This is a genomic window from Donghicola sp. XS_ASV15 (assembly GCF_041224595.1).
Lineage (GTDB): Bacteria > Pseudomonadota > Alphaproteobacteria > Rhodobacterales > Rhodobacteraceae > Donghicola.
The window spans coordinates 43,501-61,148 of record NZ_JBGFGN010000157.1; the positions used below are offsets into that span (position 1 = coordinate 43,501).

At 60.5% G+C, this 17,648-nt stretch carries 20 protein-coding genes, 1 tRNA gene and 1 pseudogene; 14 read left to right on the forward strand and 8 right to left on the reverse strand.

Annotation, left to right across the window (positions count from 1 at the left end):
- Positions 1–86 precede the first annotated feature (86 nt).
- A complete protein-coding gene (gene ssb, locus AB9K37_RS14635; RefSeq protein ID WP_369840221.1) occupies positions 87–599 on the forward strand; it encodes a single-stranded DNA-binding protein in 513 nt (170 codons plus the stop codon).
- 125 nt (positions 600–724) lie between these two features.
- Here the strand turns inward: ssb and aroB are convergent, their stop codons facing one another.
- Positions 725–1,837 carry a 3-dehydroquinate synthase gene (gene aroB / locus AB9K37_RS14640; RefSeq protein ID WP_369840223.1) on the reverse strand — a complete coding sequence of 371 codons (1,113 nt, stop codon included), beginning with the start codon at positions 1,835–1,837 and terminating at the stop codon, positions 725–727.
- Positions 1,830–2,384, reverse strand: a pseudogene (locus AB9K37_RS14645) (shikimate kinase); the annotation flags it as partial. The pseudogene AB9K37_RS14645 and the gene aroB, both read right to left, overlap by 8 nt.
- A 123-nt stretch (positions 2,385–2,507) precedes the next feature.
- On the opposite strand from AB9K37_RS14645, the gene AB9K37_RS14650 reads away from it, so the two are divergent.
- From AB9K37_RS14650 to AB9K37_RS14670, 5 genes are all read left to right on the forward strand, one after another.
- The gene (locus AB9K37_RS14650) at positions 2,508–2,657 is read left to right on the forward strand and encodes a hypothetical protein (protein WP_369840225.1); all 150 of its coding nucleotides are present in this window, start codon (positions 2,508–2,510) and stop codon (positions 2,655–2,657) included.
- Entirely contained in the window at positions 2,647–4,158 is a 1,512-nt protein-coding gene (locus AB9K37_RS14655) for a hypothetical protein (RefSeq protein ID WP_369840227.1), read from the forward strand. The genes AB9K37_RS14650 and AB9K37_RS14655 overlap by 11 nt, the downstream gene beginning before the upstream one ends.
- 8 nt (positions 4,159–4,166) lie before the next feature.
- The gene (locus AB9K37_RS14660) at positions 4,167–5,096 is read left to right on the forward strand and encodes a site-specific tyrosine recombinase XerD (RefSeq protein WP_369840229.1); all 930 of its coding nucleotides are present in this window, start codon (positions 4,167–4,169) and stop codon (positions 5,094–5,096) included.
- Positions 5,097–5,132: 36 nt separating this feature from the next.
- Entirely contained in the window at positions 5,133–6,425 is a 1,293-nt protein-coding gene (locus AB9K37_RS14665) for an HlyC/CorC family transporter (RefSeq protein ID WP_072706956.1), read from the forward strand.
- Between the two features lie 66 nt (positions 6,426–6,491).
- Positions 6,492–7,247, forward strand: coding sequence for an SDR family NAD(P)-dependent oxidoreductase (locus AB9K37_RS14670; protein WP_369840232.1), 756 nt, complete (start codon positions 6,492–6,494; stop codon positions 7,245–7,247).
- Here AB9K37_RS14670 and AB9K37_RS14675 read toward each other — a convergent pair.
- From AB9K37_RS14675 to AB9K37_RS14685, 3 genes are all read right to left on the reverse strand, one after another.
- Complete coding sequence (locus AB9K37_RS14675) at positions 7,244–9,067, reverse strand: ABC-F family ATP-binding cassette domain-containing protein (RefSeq protein ID WP_369840234.1); 1,824 nt, start codon at positions 9,065–9,067, stop codon at positions 7,244–7,246. The genes AB9K37_RS14670 and AB9K37_RS14675 overlap by 4 nt on opposite strands.
- 39 nt (positions 9,068–9,106) lie before the next feature.
- On the reverse strand, positions 9,107–9,859 hold the full coding sequence (locus AB9K37_RS14680) for a GNAT family N-acetyltransferase (RefSeq protein ID WP_369840235.1): 753 nt from the start codon (positions 9,857–9,859) through the stop codon (positions 9,107–9,109).
- Between the two features lie 71 nt (positions 9,860–9,930).
- A complete protein-coding gene (locus tag AB9K37_RS14685; RefSeq protein WP_369840236.1) occupies positions 9,931–10,386 on the reverse strand; it encodes an outer membrane protein assembly factor BamE in 456 nt (151 codons plus the stop codon).
- 73 nt (positions 10,387–10,459) lie between these two features.
- Between AB9K37_RS14685 and AB9K37_RS14690 the strand changes: the two genes are divergently transcribed.
- The 8 genes from AB9K37_RS14690 (at position 10,460) to AB9K37_RS14725 (ending at position 15,930) form a co-directional block, all read left to right on the forward strand.
- Positions 10,460–11,023, forward strand: a complete 564-nt coding sequence (locus tag AB9K37_RS14690) for a DUF177 domain-containing protein (protein ID WP_369840238.1) — start codon at positions 10,460–10,462, stop codon at positions 11,021–11,023.
- A gap of 171 nt (positions 11,024–11,194) precedes the next feature.
- Complete coding sequence (gene rpmF, locus AB9K37_RS14695) at positions 11,195–11,401, forward strand: 50S ribosomal protein L32 (protein WP_072706962.1); 207 nt, start codon at positions 11,195–11,197, stop codon at positions 11,399–11,401.
- Between the two features lie 28 nt (positions 11,402–11,429).
- Complete coding sequence (plsX, locus tag AB9K37_RS14700) at positions 11,430–12,521, forward strand: phosphate acyltransferase PlsX (RefSeq protein WP_369840240.1); 1,092 nt, start codon at positions 11,430–11,432, stop codon at positions 12,519–12,521.
- A gap of 16 nt (positions 12,522–12,537) precedes the next feature.
- Complete coding sequence (locus tag AB9K37_RS14705) at positions 12,538–13,509, forward strand: beta-ketoacyl-ACP synthase III (protein WP_369840242.1); 972 nt, start codon at positions 12,538–12,540, stop codon at positions 13,507–13,509.
- 86 nt (positions 13,510–13,595) lie between these two features.
- Positions 13,596–13,901 carry an integration host factor subunit alpha gene (gene ihfA / locus AB9K37_RS14710; protein ID WP_072706965.1) on the forward strand — a complete coding sequence of 102 codons (306 nt, stop codon included), beginning with the start codon at positions 13,596–13,598 and terminating at the stop codon, positions 13,899–13,901.
- Positions 13,902–13,910: 9 nt separating this feature from the next.
- A complete protein-coding gene (locus AB9K37_RS14715; RefSeq protein WP_369840244.1) occupies positions 13,911–14,624 on the forward strand; it encodes a MerR family transcriptional regulator in 714 nt (237 codons plus the stop codon).
- 66 nt (positions 14,625–14,690) lie between these two features.
- Positions 14,691–14,767 (forward strand) — tRNA-Pro (locus AB9K37_RS14720).
- 83 nt (positions 14,768–14,850) lie between these two features.
- Positions 14,851–15,930 carry a 2'-deoxycytidine 5'-triphosphate deaminase gene (locus AB9K37_RS14725; protein WP_369840246.1) on the forward strand — a complete coding sequence of 360 codons (1,080 nt, stop codon included), beginning with the start codon at positions 14,851–14,853 and terminating at the stop codon, positions 15,928–15,930.
- Here the strand turns inward: AB9K37_RS14725 and AB9K37_RS14730 are convergent, their stop codons facing one another.
- The 3 genes from AB9K37_RS14730 to AB9K37_RS14740 form a co-directional block, all read right to left on the reverse strand.
- Complete coding sequence (locus tag AB9K37_RS14730) at positions 15,931–16,122, reverse strand: hypothetical protein (protein WP_293708928.1); 192 nt, start codon at positions 16,120–16,122, stop codon at positions 15,931–15,933.
- Between the two features lie 68 nt (positions 16,123–16,190).
- Positions 16,191–16,844, reverse strand: coding sequence for an SMC-Scp complex subunit ScpB (scpB, locus tag AB9K37_RS14735; protein ID WP_369840249.1), 654 nt, complete (start codon positions 16,842–16,844; stop codon positions 16,191–16,193).
- Complete coding sequence (locus AB9K37_RS14740) at positions 16,837–17,646, reverse strand: ScpA family protein (RefSeq protein WP_072706970.1); 810 nt, start codon at positions 17,644–17,646, stop codon at positions 16,837–16,839. Before AB9K37_RS14740 ends, scpB begins: the two co-directional genes overlap by 8 nt.
- Positions 17,647–17,648 lie beyond the last annotated feature (2 nt).

Sequence of the window (17,648 nt, forward strand, 5' to 3'; positions counted from 1 at the left end):
CGGCACGGGAACAGGGTTTTTGAAGGACACGGGTTTGTGTAAGCCTGCCCTGAACACGACGGATTAAGGATTCGAAAGGGACCACTATGGCCGGATCGGTAAACAAGGTTATTCTGGTAGGAAATCTGGGACGCGACCCTGAGGTGCGCAGCTTCCAGAACGGCGGCAAAGTGGCCAACCTGCGTATTGCGACCTCGGAAACTTGGCGGGACCGCAACTCTGGCGAGCGCCGCGAGCGCACCGAATGGCACACCGTCGCGATCTTTTCTGAGCCACTGGTGAAGTTAGCAGAGCAGTATCTGCGCAAAGGCTCCAAGGTGTATATCGAAGGTCAACTTGAGACCCGCAAATGGCAGGACCAGTCCGGTCAGGACCGTTATTCGACCGAGGTAGTGCTGCGCCCCTATCGCGGCGAGCTGACCATGTTGGACGGCCGCAATGACGGAGGCCAAGGCGGTGGTGGCGGCAACTACGGCGGCGGTCAGGGTGGCGGCTACGGCGGCGGTTATGACAGCGGACCGTCTGACAACGGCGGCGGCTACGGCGGCGGTCAAGGGGGCGGCGGAGGCCGTGATCTGGACGACGAAATTCCGTTCTAAGTAGAACGTGTGGGGGCCTTCGGGCCCCTTTCTTTTTGCTTGGAATTTGTGGCAGGCGGCGTGCCGTGAGTATTTTGGGCAAAAAGAAGCATAAAGGCCCGCACGAACGGCGGGCCATTGGGAATTTAGCGGGCGTCGAGCGCTTCTTGGAGGAGCGTTCGGACCATGTCGCGGGGGACGTCGGACGTGACAAACGCCTTTCCGATGCCGCGGGCAAGGATGAAGCGGAGTTGGCCGTCGATGACCTTTTTGTCTTGCCCCATCAGGTCGAGGAGTTTGTCCGCATCCGGCAAATCGCCGGGGATATCGGCGAGGTCGACTTTGGTGCCCATTTCACGCAGATGCTGGCGCAGGCGCGAGGGGTCTTCTTGCGGGCAGAGACCAAGGCGCGACGATAGTTCAAAGGCAAGCGCACAGCCAATCGCAACGCCTTCGCCGTGGAGAAGGCGGTCTGAATAGCCAGTGGCAGCTTCGAACGCATGGCAGAAAGTGTGGCCAAGGTTCAGGAGCGCACGGTCGCCCTGCTCGGTCTCGTCGCGCAGGACAATCTCCGCCTTCATCTCAACCGAGCGTTTGACCGCGTAGATGCGGGCCTCCACATCACCGGCAGCCATTTTGGGCGCGTTCTTTTCGAGCCACTCAAAGAAGTTCCCATCCCCTAGGAGGCCGTATTTCACCACTTCGCCGTAGCCCGCGAGGAAATCACGGGGCGCCAGGGTTTGCAGGGCATCCGTATCGGCGAGCACAAGGCTGGGTTGGTGAAATGCACCAACGAGGTTCTTGCCATGGGGCGTATTGATTCCGGTTTTCCCACCGACCGAACTGTCCACTTGGGCCAGCAGCGATGTCGGGATTTGCACAAACCGCACACCGCGGCGCAGGACCGATGCGGCAAAGCCGACCAAATCGCCGATCACACCGCCGCCCAAAGCCACGACCACATCGCGGCGCTCGACCTGTTCAGAGAGCAGCCATTCGACGGTGCGGGTGAAGTGAGGCCAGCTTTTGGTCCCTTCGCCTGCGGGCAAAGTCAGGGAGGTCATGGCGATGCCCTCAGCCACCAGCCCCGCGCGCAGAGTTTCCAGATGGATGGCGCCCACGTTTTCGTCCGTGACGACGGCGACCTTTTTCCGGCGCAGCAAGGGTGCAATTTCAGCGCCCGCGCTAGCGATCAGACCTTGGCCCACGCGGATGTTGTATTCTCGGCCAGGCAGCGGGACAGAGACGGTTTCAATCATCACAAACCTCCAGAACATCAGGGCGGGTTTTCAGAGCTTCGACCACGCGGTTTGCCATCTCGGGAACTGGCAGGCGCGGTTCGGATGCCACCCGCAGGTCAGCCTTGGCATAGACGGGCACGCGCTTGTGGTAGATTTCGGTCAATGTCGCCTTGGGATCGCGGGTTCGCAGCAGCGGGCGTGTGTTCTTGTGGCGCACGCGGTTCCACAAGGTTTGCAGCTCTGCATCCAGCCAGACCGACACGCCTTGGTCGTGAATCACCTCGCGGTTGCGAGCCTGAAGGAACGCACCGCCGCCGGTGCTGAGGATTGCGCCCTCGTTCGTGATCAAGCGCGAGATGACCTCGCTTTCCCGGGCACGAAAGAAATCCTCGCCATCGCGGGCAAAGATTTCAGGAATGCTCATGGCTGCTGCACGCTCGATTTCTTCGTCCGAATCCAGAAAAGGCACGTGCAGGCGTTCTGCCAAGGCGCGGCCCACGGCTGTTTTCCCGGCTCCCATCATCCCGATCAGAACGACAGTCTTTTTTAGGCGTAGTGTCATGGCTCCCGCTTCGGATCGTCGGCGTGTTCACGCTAAATTGCAATTCGACGCCTTCAATGACGTGAACTTGGCGGAAATGCCATATATAATCTGGGCCAAACCCAAACACATGAGAATGAGGGGACTATGGGGCGCATCATTAAGTGGTTATTTTATCTGGTAGTTTTAGGCGGCATCGGGCTGATCTGTTATGCCTATGTCGGCCCGTTTTTGGGTGCCGATTTTTCTGCCCCCGCAGATGAAGTGCGTCAGGAGGTCATCCTGCATGTGGAATAAGGCCGCCATTCTGGTGGCCCTGTGGCCGGGGCTTGCGATCGCGCAAGAGCCCTTGTCCGCAATAGACTGGCTGTCGAACTCGATCGAGGCCACCCCCATCGCAATGCCCCCTGCCAAAGACAATCTGGGTGGCAGCGAAATCCCTGAAGTGGTGGTCACTCCTTTGGGAGGGCCCTCGCCCGATGCGGCGGGACTGCTGGCGCGGTCTGTCACCGGTTTCCCCAGAGACCTGTGGTCCCAGAGCGACCCAGAGGATTTGGCCCGCCTGATGCGCCAGGCCGGAAATGCAGAGCTGCCCGCCATTCGCGCCCTGATGTTCACTCTGTTACTGGCCGAGGCCGATGCGCCCACCGGTCTGCAACGCACCGGCGATTTTCTACAATTGCGTGTGGATCAGCTTTTGCGTCTTGGTGCCGTGGAACAGGCCGAGGCGCTGATGGAGCGCGCGGGAATCGACACGCCAGAGCTGTTTCAGCGCGCGTTCGATGCCTCTTTGCTGACTGGCAACGAAGACACGCGCTGCGCGGAGATCGACCGCAGGCCAGAACTGTCCGCCCGTTATCCGGCGCGAATCTTTTGTCTGGCACGGCGCGGAAACTGGAGCACCGCAGCGCTGGTTCTGGGCACAGCCGAAGCGCTTGGCATGCTGACCCCTGCCGAGGATGCGCTGTTGGCTAGGTTCCTTGATCCTGACTTGTTCGAAGCGGACGACATGTTGGCATTTCCGGATGTGCCCACACCCTTGGAATTTCGGATGTTCGAGGCGATTGGCGAGCGTATGCCAACCGCCCCCCTACCCCGCGCCTTTGCTCACGCAGATCTGCGCCCCGTGGCAGGTTGGAAAGCCCAACTTGAGGCAGCAGAGCGTTTGACGCGCGCTGGCGCGCTGTCCGAGAACAGCTTTCTCGGCATCTATTCCGCCCGCCTGCCCGCTGCGTCCGGTGGCGTTTGGGACCGCGTCGAGGCAGTGCAGCGGTTTGAAACCGCCCTGAAACGCCGCGACAAGCAGGCGATCATCCGCACCCTGCCAGAGGCATGGCGCCGCATGGGCGAAGTGGGCCTACAGGTGCCCTTCGCCCGCCTTTTCGGCACTCGGCTTTTGGACATCGATCTGAATGGGGCGCATGAACGTCAGGCGCTTGAGGTTGCCCTTTTGTCCCCCGGTTATGAGGAAGCCGCGCGACGTTTGCCGAACATCACGCCGACCGACGCCATGCTGCGCGCTATTGCCTCGGGACGGATGCCGGACACGCCGCCTTCTCAACCGCAACTTCGGGCGATCTACGACGGATTTACCAACGACCCTTCGCGCCAATTGCAAGCCATGATCGACAACGGCGCCATCGGCGAAGCGATCCTGAGCGCTATGGCCAAGCTGTCGCAAGACCTGCGCAGCGATCCGCGCCAGATCACAGAGGCGCTTTCGCTCTTTCGGGCAGTTGGACTTGTCGGCACCGCGCGCTCCGTCGCGCTACAGCTGTTGCTATTGGAGACTGTCTGAGGGCTGGCATGGAAGACCACCGCTGGATCTCCAGCTTTCTCGAAGCACAGGCCGCCGAACAGAACGCCGCAACGAACACGTTGCTGGCATATGGGCGGGATTTGAAAGATGCGGCAGACTGGTTGGCGCGGAACGGCAGCGGCTTTGGCACCGCGCGACGCAATGACCTAGAGAACTACCTGATTTTTTGCGAGGCGCAGGGCCTGTCCCAGTCCACGCGTGCGCGTCGCCTGTCTGCGCTAAAACAGTTGTTCCGCTTCGTACACGATGAGGGCTGGCGCGACACCAACCCCGCCATTCAGATCACCGGACCGGGAAAAGCGAAACGCCTGCCCAAGACCCTAAGCCAAGAGGACGTCACGCGCCTGCTAGATGCCGCTGCCGAGTCGGGCCGAAACCCCACCGAGCAGGCCCGCAACACCTGCTTGATGGAGCTGCTCTACGGCACGGGAATGCGCGTGACAGAACTGGTGAGCTTGCCCGTCACGGCCACGCGCGGTGATCCCCGCATGCTCCTGATCAAGGGCAAAGGCGGCAAAGAACGCATGGTTCCCCTGTCAGAACCTGCCCGCGACGCGCTGATCTTATGGCTCGAACACCGCGATGCCGCCGAAGAAGAGGCACGGCTGAAAGGCAAACCCACCTCGCCCTACCTCTTCCCCTCGCGTGGCAAACTGGGGCACCTGACCCGCCACGCCTTCTACCTGATGATCAAGGATTTCGCCGTTCAGGGCGGCGTTTCGCCTTCGGCGGTCACGCCCCACACCCTGCGCCACGCCTTTGCGACTCACCTCTTGGCCAATGGCGCTGACCTGCGTGCAATCCAGACGCTTCTGGGCCACGCAGACCTTGGCACCACGGAAATCTACACGCATGTTCTGGAAGAGCGGCTGAAATCGCTGGTTTTCGAACATCACCCCTTGGCGAAAGGCCCATAAAGCGCCATCTGCCCCCAAAACACTTCTGAGAGACTTATGGACACCTCCCTATTTGACGCTTCGTTCTGGACGACCGCCGGTGGCATTTTGCTGCTTCTGGTTTTCTCTGGTCTGTTTTCGGGTTCGGAAACCGCGCTGACAGCCGCCTCGCGCGGGAAACTGCGGGCCAACGCGGACAAAGGGTCCAAGGGCGCGGAACAAGCGCTCAAGATCACCGAAGACAATGAACGTCTGATCGGCTCGGTCCTTCTCGGGAACAACCTTGTAAACATTCTGGCGACATCGCTGGCAACCGCGCTCTTTACCCGTCTCTTCGGGGAATCGGGCGTCGCGCTGGCGACAATGGTAATGACCCTGCTGGTTCTGATCTTTGCCGAGGTGCTGCCAAAAACCTACGCGATCACTAATGCCGAGGTGGCCGCCGCCCGTGCAGCCCCCATGATCACCCTGATCGTCAAAGTTTTTTCGCCCATCGTTTCAGCCGTCCGCGCTTTGGTCCGCTTGGTGCTGCGTATGTTCGGCGTCCAGATCGACCCTGACAGCCAAATTCTCGCCGTGCGCGAAGAGATCGCAGGCGCCCTGCACCTCGGTCACTCCGAAGGGGTGGTCGAGAAAGAGGACCGCGACCGTATCCTTGGGGCACTCGACCTGAACGACCGCTATGTCGAAGAGGTCATGCTGCACCGTTCCTCGATCGAGATGATCAATGCCGAGGACTCGATCGAAGACATTCTTGCCCAGTGTCTGGAAAGCAATCACACCCGCCTGCCCCTGTTCAAAGGCGATCAAGAGAACATCATTGGCGTGGTCCATGCCAAGGACCTGATGCGCGCGATGGACACCATTCTGCGCGATGAAGAGGCGATGAAAGCCTTTGACATCGCAAGTGTTGCGATGAAGCCGTATTTCATTCCCGACACCACCTCGCTGGACGAACAGATGCGCCAGTTCCTGCGCCGCCGCACGCACTTTGCGCTGGTGGTGGACGAGTACGGCAGCATCGAAGGCCTGATCACGCTGGAAGACATCCTCGAAGAGATCGTTGGTCAGATCACCGACGAATTCGACGCCGAGGCTGAACTGCCGATCAAGAAGGCCGAGGATGGCACCTATATCGTCGAGGGCCACATGACGATCCGCGACCTGAACCGTGCGACCGAATGGAACCTGCCGGACGACGAGGCGAACACCATCGCAGGCCTTGTGATCCACGAAGCACAGACCATTCCGACCCCCGGTCAGGTGTTCAGCTTCCACGGCTTCCGCTTCCTTGTTCTGGCGCGCGAGGCCAACCGTATCACCAAGCTGAAGATCCGCCCCCTGCAGTAAGGGCTGGACAGTCCGCCGCGTTCCGGCCACTTTCTGAACAACCGTTCAGTTAGGGGAGGAACTCGGATGGATTTGACAGGCGTAAAGGCTGTCGTGACCGGCGGCGCATCGGGATTGGGCAACGCCACGGCTCGGTTTTTGGCGGCATCGGGCGCGCAGGTGGTCCTGCTGGACCGCGACACCACGCGCGGTACAGAACAGGCCGCAGAGATCGGGGCGGGCTTTCAGAAATGTGATGTGACGGACGAAGGGTCGGTGCAGGCGGCCCTAACCGCCGCGGCGGACCACATGGGCGGGCTGACCGCAGCGATCAACTGCGCGGGCATTGCGACCGCGGAAAAGACTTTGGGCCGGAATGGGCCCCATGGGCTGGACAGCTGGAAACGCACGATCGACATCAACCTGACTGGCAGCTTTAACGTTGGACGCTTAGCAGCTGAAATCATGTCGAAAAACGCGCCAGATGCGGGCGGACAGCGCGGCGTGATCGTCAACACCGCGTCCATCGCTGCATTCGAGGGGCAAAAGGGCCAAGCCGCCTATGCCGCCTCCAAAGGAGGGATCGCGGCGCTGGCCCTACCCATGGCGCGCGACTTGGCATCGGTTGGGGTACGCTGCATGGCGATCGCGCCGGGCATCTTCCGCACGCCGATGCTGGAAAGTCTGGGCCAAGAGGTCATGGACGGTCTGGCCGCTGACGTGACCTTTCCCAAGCGGCTGGGGGACCCGCAGGAATACGCGCGCACCGTCGGGTTCATCCTGACCTGCCCCTATTTGAACGGGTCGGTCATCCGGATCGACGGCGCGCTACGAATGCCTTAACCGGCGGCCTTCTCTTCCAGCTCCAGCCACTCTTCTTCGGCGGCGGCGAGTTTCTCCTGCCGCTCGACCAGCGCTTCGGTGGCCTTGTTGAACTTCAGCGGCTCTTTGGTGAACAGCTCGGGATCAGCAAGGAACTCTTCGAGTTTCGCGATCTCGGCCTCCAGGCGCTCCATCTCGGCAGGCAGCGCATCAAGGCGGTGCTTCTCGCTGTAGCTCAGGCCATCTTTGGCAGGCTTGGGCGCGACGGCAGGTTTCGGCGCTGCCACAGGCTTCTCGGCCTTGGGGGCGGCTTTGGCCTCTTCTTTCGCGGTCAGAGCCTTTTGCGCCTGATAGTCGGACCAGCCACCGGCATAGACGGTGGCCTTGCCGTTGCCCTCCATCGCGATGGTCGTCGCCGACACACGGTCAAGGAAGTCACGGTCGTGGCTGACCAGCAGCACCGTGCCGTCGTAGCTGTCCAGAAGCTCTTGCAACAGATCTAGCGTTTCCACGTCCAGATCGTTGGTCGGTTCGTCGAGAACCAAAAGGTTGCTCTCGCGCGCCATAATCTTGGCCAGCAACAGACGCGCCTTCTCACCGCCCGACAGGCTGCGCACAGGGGCGCGGGCTTGGGCTTCGGCGAACAGGAATTCCTTTAGGTAGCCGACCACGTGCTTGGGGTTACCGCGCACCATCACCTGATCCGCCTGCCCGCTGACGCGCATGTCAGGATCGCCGGTCAGGCTGTCCCACAGGGTCATTTCGGGGTCCAGCTGCGCGCGAGTCTGGTCAAAGATCGCGGGCAGCAGGTTGGTACCAAGGGTCACGGTGCCCGTATCCGGCTGCTCCTGCCCCATCAGCATCTTCAGCAGGGTCGTCTTGCCCACGCCGTTCGGCCCGACAAAGGCCACACGGTCCCCCCGCTGGATCTTGATCGAAAAGTCCTTGAGAATGACCTTATCGCCATAGGTCTTGCTGATGCCCTCAGCCTCAATCACGCGCTTGCCCGACTGAGGGCCGCTTTCCAGCGCCATCGCGGCGGCGCCTTGGCGTTTGATCTGGCTGGCACGCTGAGCCCGCAGGTCCTGTAGAGCGCGCACACGGCCTTGGTTCCGCTTGCGACGGGCGCTGATGCCTTCGACAGCCCAACGGGCCTCGGCCTTGATCTTGCGGTTCAGCTTGTGGCGCTGTTCGTCCTCGTCTTCCCAGACTTTGTCGCGCCATGCCTCGAAGTTCTCGAATCCCAACTCCTGACGGCGCACCTCCCCGCGGTCGACCCACAAGGTCGCTCGGGTCAACGCACGCAGGAACGCACGGTCGTGCGAGATCAGGACAAAAGCGTCGCGGGTGGTTTTGAGCTCGTTTTCCAGCCACGCAATCGCCTCGATATCAAGGTGGTTGGTCGGTTCGTCCAGCAGCATCAGTTCGGGCGCTTCGGCCATCAGTTTGGCCAGCGCGGCGCGGCGGCGCTCCCCGCCAGAGGCCACGTTCACATCGCGGCTGGGATCGAATTTCAGACCCTCGGCCACCATCTCGATCTTGTACATCTCGGATGGATCCAGACGGCTGGACGCGAAATCCCCCAGCGTGGCGAACCCTTCCATGGTCGGGTCCTGCTCCATGTAGCCCACGGTGATGCCCGGCCCCGCCACGCGGTCGCCGCTGTCGGCCTCGACCAGACCGGCCATGACCTTCATCAGGGTGGATTTGCCGGACCCGTTGCGGCCCACCAAGGCCACACGGTCCCCCGGCTGAACGTTCAGCGAGAGGCCGGAGAAAACAGGATCACCGCCAAAAGTCAGCGAGATGTCGGAAAGCTGGAGTAAGGGTGCGCGTGCCATGGCATCGCGCTATCCCCGCCCCGCATCCGCGTCAAGGGGTCAGCCTGCGACGGCGCGCAGCAGCTTCTTGCGCGCGGGGGGAATCGCGGCGATTTCAACACCGGTAAAGACATGAAGCGTATTCATCTGGGCATCGACAACCGCATGGTCACTGACCCAGCCACCCATCATCAGATAGGTCTTGAGCAGCGGCGGCATACGGCGCATCGCCAGTTTCGCATCTGGCTTGCGGCGCAGACGAGCGGCAAAGCGAAACACGTTGGGCGCCTTGACCTTGGGCAGCCAGCGTTTGGGGCCAAGGTGACGCTCTTTGAGTAGGGCAAAGGCGTCGAAGTATTCCTGCGCGTCAGTCCCGCGAAAGCTTGAGCACCCAAACAGCATCTCAACGCCCGTTTCGTCCACATAGCGGGTCATCGCCCCCCACGCGACTCGGAGGATGTCAGGATCCGTCAGATCTGGATGAATACAAAACCGCCCCATCTCGACCATCTTGCCCGAGTACGCCTCCAGCGCGGCCAGATCATAGTACTGCGCGGCGTAACTGCGGGAAATCTCGGACCCAGAGGTCAGATGCAGCATTCGAAAACAGCAGACCAGCGCGCCAGTGCGCTGATCCTCTACCAACATGTGATGGCAGATACCGTCGTAATCGTCTGCATCCAGACCGTCCGTGGATGCCTCGGCTCCTGTTTCAGCCACAAATGCCAAGTAGCGCAGGCGCTGCGCGGACTCTATGTCAGCTGGCGTCTCGGCCAGACGGGTGCGATAGCTTCCCTTTATCATGTTCAGCATCACAGGCACCTGCAGCGGAAGGTTTTGACCCACCTAGCATACAGCCTGCGACGCCTACGTGACAGGGAAAGTTAATTGCCCAGAGCTTGGCTCAGGTCCAGACCGCCAACGTTTCCGAAGAGCTGGGTCAGGAAGGGAACGTCGTCTGCGTTGCTGCCGGTCACACGGCGCGACAGGGGCACAACTTTGCCGTCCTGAAGGGTGTAACGTTCGACATTCGAAACCACGCCGGCGTCATCGAACCGGATTGCAACGATCTGACGATCCACAATCTCGGGCTCGCGCATGCCGTAGCTGCGCACATTTTTCGACACATAGTAGTAGGCATCACTGCGCGCCACACCAGAGGTGGTCGGGGTGCCAATCACCTCGGCCACGGTGTCACGCGTATCCACGCCCACGAGAATGTTCGCCAGATCGTCGTCCGAGGGCGTATACCCATGCAAACGGTACTGCGCCACACACCCTGCGACGGCGATCACTGCTGCCAGGCAGGTCGCCCGTCCCATCCATTTAACCGCTCGCATCCTGCTGCCCCTATTGAACTCGACATGTATTAGCTTTTATCCCGATTACATAAGGAAAGGCACCGGTTCAAGAATGCAAGACTCAGCTCCCCTACCGCAGCACATATTGCGGATCGCGGATTTGCCCCAGCGCAAACCCACTCGCGTCACCCTGACGCCCACCCCCGAGGAAATGCGCGCCGTTGCCTCTGATCTGGGTCTGGATGGCCTGCGAAAGCTACGATTCGAGGCTGAACTGTCCCCGATGGGCAAGACAGACTGGCGGCTCAAGGGCACCTTGGGCGCGACTGTAGTCCAGCCCTGCGTGGTCACGCTAGAGCCTGTGACGACGCGGATCGACACGGGAATCGAGCTGACATATTTGGCGGATTTGCCCGAAATCGAGGGCGAGGAAGTAGAAATGCCCGAGGACGAGTCAGTCGAACGTCTGCCCGCGGCGATCGACATCGCAGAAGTCATGATCGAGTCGCTGGCGTTGAACATCCCGCTTTATCCCCGCGCCGAGGGCACAGATCCGGTCGAAATGCAGGTGACTGAGCCCGGCAAGAAGGCGATGACGGATGAAGATGCCAAGCCTTTCGCTGGCTTAGCAGCCCTTCGGGATAAATTAGGCGGGGACAGCGGGGAAAATTCCTGATACCCCCTTGCAGAACGCCGGAAAAAAGGTATTTTCCGCGCCTCATCGAAATTTTGGGTTGGACACGGACTGCGCCTAGGACTATAGGCCCCGTCAACCCGCAACGACGCCGGGCAACGCCCCAGACTGACAACTCCGGGCCCCGCCCGCCTAAAGCATAGAGGTAGGACAATGGCTGTCCAACAGAACAAAGTTTCGAAATCGCGCCGCAACAACCGCCGTGCCCATGACGCTCTGGTTGCAGGCAACCCCAACGAGTGCACCAACTGTGGCGAGCTGAAGCGCCCCCACCACGTGTGCCCCTCGTGCGGCCACTACGACGATCGTGAAGTCGTAGCGCTGAACAACGAGATCGATCTGGACGAAGACGCAGCGTAAGCTTCTTCTTTGAGAGAACGGGCGACCCATGACTGCGACCCAGACTCCTGAGCGCGCGGACGCCCGTACCGTTACCCTATCCATTGACGCAATGGGTGGGGATCGAGGGCCTTCGGTTGTGATCGACGGTCTTGCGCTCTCGGCAGAGAAAAACCCCGACATCCGCTTTGTTGTGCATGGTCCAGCCGCCGAGCTGGAGCGTTTGATCGCGCGAAAGCGTGGTCTGGCAGAGCGATGCACCGTGCGCGACGCCGCTGGCGTCGTCAGCATGGAAGACAAACCCAGCCAAGTGATGCGCCATGGCAAGGGAACTTCGATGTTCTCTGCCATCGATGCTGTCCGCAATGGCGAGGCTGATGTCTGCGTGAGCTGCGGCAACACCGGTGCCCTGATGGCGCTGTCGATGGTCCGCCTGCGCAAACTCCCCGGTGTGAACCGTCCTGCGATTGCTGTGCTCTGGCCCTCCCGGAACCCGATGGGGTTCAACGTCATGCTCGACGTCGGAGCAGACATCCGCGCGGATGAAGAGGACTTGCTGCAATATGCGCTGATGGGCGCCTCTTACGCACGCAATGGTCTGGATCTGGCCCGCCCCCGTATCGGCCTGCTGAACGTAGGCACCGAAGAGCACAAGGGTCGTGCCGAGATGAAAGTCGCGCATGACCTGATCGAAGCCAATGCCGAGGCAGGGAATTTTGACTTCGTCGGTTTTGTCGAAGGCGGCGACATCCCCTCGGACAAAGTCGACGTCATCGTCACCGATGGCTTTACCGGCAATATCGCACTCAAGACCGGCGAAGGCACCGCGAGCCTCATCCGTACTTTGCTGAAAGAAGCGTTCGAGTACAGCTTCTTGTCCAAGATCGCGGCCCTGCTTGCTCTGACATCGCTAAAGCGTCTGCAAAAACGTATCGATCCGCGCCGTGTGAATGGCGGCGTTTTCTTGGGGCTTAATGGGACCGTGGTGAAATCACACGGCTCTGCCGATTCGACCGGAGTATCGGCCGCCGTGAAGCTGGCCTTCCAACTGGCACAGAGCGGATTTACGAACAAACTCGCCGCGCGGGTTGCATCTGCAGCAACGCTGGCACAGGATGCGCGAAACATAAACGATAACTAAAAACGGTTCTAAATAGATGACTCTTCGAGCGGTGGTAAAAGGCGTTGGGCATTACCTGCCTGAGCGGGTGGTTCCTAATAGCGAGTTCGAAGAGAAGATCGACACCAGCGACGAATGGATTCGCAGCCGCTCTGGGATCGAGCGCCGCCATTTCGCCGCCGAAGGTCAGACCACATCCGATCTAGGCATTCGCGCCGCGAAGGCCGCGCTGGCGGATGCTGGCCTAGAGCCCGACGATCTGGACGCCATTGTGGTGGCGACATCGACCGCCGATCTCACCTTCCCCTCGGCTGCGACGATGATTCAGTCCGGGCTCGGCATGACCCGCGGCTTCGCGTTTGATGTGCAGGCGGTCTGTGCAGGCTTTGTTTTTGCTCTGACAAATGCGAACGGGCTGATTCTTTCTGGTCAGGCCAAACGCGTTCTCGTGATCGGCGCAGAGACCTTTAGCCGGATCATGGATTGGGAAGACCGTGGCACCTGTGTTCTGTTTGGCGACGGCGCTGGCGCGTTGATCCTCGAAGGCGAAGAAGGCGCTGGTTCAACGGACGATCGCGGCATTCTGGCGACCGATCTGAACTCGGACGGCACCTATCGTGACATCCTGTATGTCGACGGTGGCGTGTCCACCGGAACGACTGGCCACCTGCGTATGCAGGGCAAGGAAGTCTTCCGCCATGCCATTGAAAAACTTGCACAAACAGCGCACACGTCGCTCGATAAAATCGGGCTGACCGGTGACGATGTAGACTGGATCGTGCCCCATCAAGCCAACCTGCGCATCATCAAAGGCACCGCCCAAAAGATGGGTGTGCCCATGGACCGCGTGGTTGTGACCGTTCAGGATCACGGCAACACCTCGGCCGCGTCTATCCCGCTGGCGTTGTCTGTCGGCAAGGAACGCGGACAGATCAAACAGGGCGATCTGGTCGTCACCGAAGCCATCGGTGGCGGTCTCGCATGGGGCTCTGTGGTCATCCGGTGGTAACGAAACGTACACCTCCGGCAAGTTGTTGATATTGACTCGTAAAATCCAAGCGCCCTATTGTTCTAACAGCAACGGGGAGAGCTATTATGGGTGAAAAGACCCTTACGCGGATGGACCTTAGCGAAGCCGTCTTCAACGAAGTTGGTTTGTCGCGCAATGAATCCGCACAGCTGGTAGAAAGCGTTTTGGAACACATGTCCGATGCGCTTGTGAGTGGTGAACAGGTCAAAATTTCCTCATTCGGAACCTTCAGTGTTCGGGAGAAGGCGGCGCGCGTGGGCCGCAACCCCAAAACCGGCGAGGAAGTGCCCATCCACCCCCGCCGTGTGCTGACGTTCCGTCCATCGCATCTGATGAAGGACCGTGTCGCGGACGGGAATCGCAAGAAGTAAGGCTTCCCGATGGCCCGAAAGTCCCCTGATGCGTTTCGAACAATCAGCGAGGTCGCTGACTGGTTAGAAACTCCTGCCCACGTTCTGCGGTTCTGGGAGAGTAAGTTCACTCAGGTGAAGCCCGTCAAGCGTGCCGGTGGGCGACGCTATTACCGCCCCGCCGACATGGAATTGCTTGGTGGGATCAAGAAGTTGCTCCACGATGAGGGGATGACAATCAAAGGCGTGCAGAAGATTCTGCGTGAGCAAGGCGTCAAACATGTGGCTGGTTTGTCAGATGCGATAACACCGCCTGATACCAAATCTGTAACTGTCGAGACTGAGAGCGCCCCTGCTGCGCCCAAATCTGAACAGTCGCTGCCCGAGCAAGCGCCCCTGCCCCCACTACCCAAAACCGAGAAACGGGAGCCCCCGAGCGAGTCTGAAGATGGCTACCAACAGGGCAATCTTTTTGGCGACGATTTCGAAGACACGAGCGAAGTGGAGCTTTTGGAAGTAGAGGTCGAAGACGCCCATGCTCCGGCGCCAGCCGAAGTCATCCCTCTTCGCCCCGCCACGCAGCCAGCATCCGCAGAGGCGGCACAGGACGCAGAGACTGCACGAGAACCTGCGCCGCGCCTGCTCGCTATGGCCTTGCAAACACCGGAAAAACAGCGCCCCGCGATTGCCGCGTTGGCGCCCCAAATTCGTTCGCTGCATGAGCGGCTGAGCCAAGCGAAATAATTTCCGAAATCGGCGATTTCGCTCTTGCGCCTACCGCCCACAACTGTAGAAAGCCTCACACAACGTCGGGCTATAGCGCAGCCTGGTAGCGCGTCCGTCTGGGGGACGGAAGGTCGCAGGTTCGAGTCCTGCTAGCCCGACCATTAAAACGCCCGAGTGCCTACACGGCCTCGGGCGTTTAATGTATCTGGGGATCCGTATTGATCCGAAGCGAGGAGGCCGCGACATGACCCTGCCCACCGGTGTTCTGCCGAGTCAGACAATCTCTGAAATGGTTGAGAGCGGTGCGATCACGATCGACGCCCCCCTGCTGACCGGTCAGGTCCAGCCCGCCAGCCTTGATCTGCGCCTCGGCAAGGTGGCCTACCGGATACGCGCCTCTTTCCTGCCGGGTCACGGCACCCGCGTCGCAGAGCGGTTGGACGATTTCACAATGCACGAGATCGACCTAACGAACGGTGCAGTGCTGGAAAAGGGCTGCGTCTATCTGGTCCCTCTGATGGAAGGGTTGCATCTGCCGGACGGTATTACCGCTGTGGCCAACGCCAAATCCTCGACCGGTCGTCTGGACCTGCTGACGCGCTGCGTGACTGACGGTGGGACAGAATTCGACCGCATCCCTGCAGGCTACTCCGGCCCCTTGTACGCCGAGATTTGCCCCCGTTCGTTCAGTGTTCTGGTCCGCCCGGGCATGCGCCTAAACCAAATCCGTTTCCGCAATGGCCAGAGCGTGCTGGATGATGACGCCCTGCGCGCGTTGCACGCCTCTGAGACGCTGGTGAATGGCGAGCCGGTCATTGACGACGGTCTGGGCTTCTCGGTCGATCTGAGGCTCTCTGGCACCGATTTGGTGGGGTACCGCGCGAAACCCCACACAGGCGTTATCGATCTAGACCGCATCGGTGCATATGACCCTGCCGAGTTCTGGGAAGAAATCCGCACCGACAAAGGCCGTATCATCCTAGACCCCGGTGCATTCTACATTCTGGTCAGCCAAGAGGCTGTGCATATCCCGCCCGCTTACGCCGCCGAAATGGCGCCCTATCTGGCGATGGTGGGGGAATTTCGCGTGCACTATGCCGGCTTCTTCGACCCTGGCTTTGGCCACGCGGCCGTTGGCGGCTCTGGCGCGCGCGGGGTTCTAGAAGTCCGCTGCCACGAAGCGCCATTTGTGCTCGAGCATGGGCAAGTCGTTGGGCGCCTGATCTATGAGAAAATGGCAGATCGTCCCGCGACTCTCTACGGCGCGGATCTGGCGTCGAACTATCAGGGACAGGGTCTAAAACTATCCAAGCACTTCAAGTGATCAAAAGCGGCGCATCACACGGCTGATTTGGCGCGCTTTCTTGGCGATATCACCATTCTTCTGACCAGAGACGGGGCCACCTTTGGCCCCTTTTCCTTTGGAAAAATGGTCGATGCCAGCGTTGATGCCTTTGTTCATCAGGCGGCGTCCGAACAGACGCATGGCGATGTTGATGATCTGGTTGGCGTTCATGGTGGCCTCTCGGTTGCAACTCTTTAAAGGTACGCACGCCGCGCACCATTTCAACCCGCAGACGTGGATCAATCCTCGAACAGCTCGGTTTGACCCGCCAATTCGTCGTCTTGCTCCTCCTCGCCGCGCGGCGTGGGAATGGTCCCTGCCCCAAGCATCCGGCTGTCGAGCAAGCCCGCTGAGCGCAGTTCTGAAAGGCCTGGCAAGTCACGCGCGCTCTCCAATCCGAAGTGATCCAAGAACTCTTGCGTCACGACAAAGGTCACAGGGCGTCCTGGTGTCATGCGGCGGCGGCCAAAGCGAATCCACTCCATATCCAAAAGCTGGTCAATGGTGCCGCGACTCACGGTAACTCCGCGAATCTCTTCGATCTCAGCCCGAGTGACGGGCTGGTGATAGGCAATAATCGCCAGCGTCTCGATCGCAGCACGGGACAGCTTGCGGACCTCGATCCGCTCTTGCTGCATCAGGAACGCCAGATCGGGCGCAGTGCGGAAGGCCCAAGCATCCCCCACGCGGACCACACGCACGCCGCGCCCCTCGTAGCGTTTGCGCAGATAGGCCAGCGCCTCGGCCGCGTCACAGCCATGGGGCATCCGCGCGTTCAACTCGGCAACGGTCACAGGCTCTGCGCTGGCAAAGAGAATGGCTTCGACCATACGCTCCTGCTCGGCGATGACCGGCGCGTCAAACAAGCTCTGTTCTTCGTCGTGCTTACTCATGGCGGTTTTCCCGTCGGCGCAACTGGATCGGCGCAAAAGTTTCGGTTTGGCGGATCTCGGCTTTGCCCTCTTTGACGAGCTCTAAAGAGGCCGCAAAGGTCGCAGCAGTGGCAGTCCGGCGGCGCTTGGGATCCTCGACCCAGCCGTCGGGCAGATAGGTCGACAGGTCCACCCACTCGCCGACAAAGCCAATGAGGCTCCGCATCTTTTCCAGCGCTTCTTCCATGGTCAGGATGCTGTCGCGATCCAGCACAAAGGGGCGGAATTCATCCTTGGTCCGAATGCGAGCATACCCACGCATCAGATCAAGGATCGTGGCGGTGTATTGCACCTTGCGCACGCGCTCCATGTCCTCTGGCAAACCGCGAGCAAAGAAATCGCGTCCCAGTTGGTCCCGTGCCATCAGCTTGGCCGCTGCGTCACGCATGGCTTGCAGACGCTCCAGCTGGAACGCGAGATGTGCGGCCAGTTCTTCGCCCGTGGGGCCATCCTCGGTCGGATCGGGGGGCAGCAGAAGGCGCGATTTCAAGAAGGTCAGCCACGCCGCCATCACCAGATAATCAGCGGCAAGCTCGATCCGCAGCTTCTTGGCCTTTTCTACGAACGCCAAATACTGCTGCGCCAGACGCAGAACGCTGACACGGCGCAGGTCCACTTTCTGGGTCCGCGACAGGGTAAGCAAGACGTCCAGAGGCCCTTCAAAGCCTTCGACATCGACGATCAGCGCCTCGGCGGCGAGCCGGTCTTCGACGGTCGCGCCATCGCCCCGCCCGCGGGGATCATCGCTGAATAGATCGTCCATGG

Coding starts and splice junctions, on each gene's coding strand:
- AB9K37_RS14660 (WP_369840229.1), top strand. CDS start 4,167: ATGGAAGACCACCGCTGGATCTCCAGCTTTCTCGAAGCACAGGCCGCC.
- AB9K37_RS14665 (WP_072706956.1), top strand. CDS start 5,133: ATGGACACCTCCCTATTTGACGCTTCGTTCTGGACGACCGCCGGTGGC.
- AB9K37_RS14725 (WP_369840246.1), top strand. CDS start 14,851: ATGACCCTGCCCACCGGTGTTCTGCCGAGTCAGACAATCTCTGAAATG.
- AB9K37_RS14690 (WP_369840238.1), top strand. CDS start 10,460: ATGCAAGACTCAGCTCCCCTACCGCAGCACATATTGCGGATCGCGGAT.
- AB9K37_RS14675 (WP_369840234.1), bottom strand. CDS start 9,067: ATGGCACGCGCACCCTTACTCCAGCTTTCCGACATCTCGCTGACTTTT.
- AB9K37_RS14680 (WP_369840235.1), bottom strand. CDS start 9,859: ATGCTGAACATGATAAAGGGAAGCTATCGCACCCGTCTGGCCGAGACG.
- ssb (WP_369840221.1), top strand. CDS start 87: ATGGCCGGATCGGTAAACAAGGTTATTCTGGTAGGAAATCTGGGACGC.
- AB9K37_RS14705 (WP_369840242.1), top strand. CDS start 12,538: ATGACTCTTCGAGCGGTGGTAAAAGGCGTTGGGCATTACCTGCCTGAG.
- plsX (WP_369840240.1), top strand. CDS start 11,430: ATGACTGCGACCCAGACTCCTGAGCGCGCGGACGCCCGTACCGTTACC.
- AB9K37_RS14670 (WP_369840232.1), top strand. CDS start 6,492: ATGGATTTGACAGGCGTAAAGGCTGTCGTGACCGGCGGCGCATCGGGA.
- AB9K37_RS14650 (WP_369840225.1), top strand. CDS start 2,508: ATGGGGCGCATCATTAAGTGGTTATTTTATCTGGTAGTTTTAGGCGGC.
- AB9K37_RS14655 (WP_369840227.1), top strand. CDS start 2,647: ATGTGGAATAAGGCCGCCATTCTGGTGGCCCTGTGGCCGGGGCTTGCG.
- AB9K37_RS14685 (WP_369840236.1), bottom strand. CDS start 10,386: ATGCGAGCGGTTAAATGGATGGGACGGGCGACCTGCCTGGCAGCAGTG.
- ihfA (WP_072706965.1), top strand. CDS start 13,596: ATGGGTGAAAAGACCCTTACGCGGATGGACCTTAGCGAAGCCGTCTTC.
- aroB (WP_369840223.1), bottom strand. CDS start 1,837: ATGATTGAAACCGTCTCTGTCCCGCTGCCTGGCCGAGAATACAACATC.
- AB9K37_RS14730 (WP_293708928.1), bottom strand. CDS start 16,122: ATGAACGCCAACCAGATCATCAACATCGCCATGCGTCTGTTCGGACGC.
- AB9K37_RS14715 (WP_369840244.1), top strand. CDS start 13,911: ATGGCCCGAAAGTCCCCTGATGCGTTTCGAACAATCAGCGAGGTCGCT.
- rpmF (WP_072706962.1), top strand. CDS start 11,195: ATGGCTGTCCAACAGAACAAAGTTTCGAAATCGCGCCGCAACAACCGC.
- AB9K37_RS14740 (WP_072706970.1), bottom strand. CDS start 17,646: ATGGACGATCTATTCAGCGATGATCCCCGCGGGCGGGGCGATGGCGCG.
- scpB (WP_369840249.1), bottom strand. CDS start 16,844: ATGAGTAAGCACGACGAAGAACAGAGCTTGTTTGACGCGCCGGTCATC.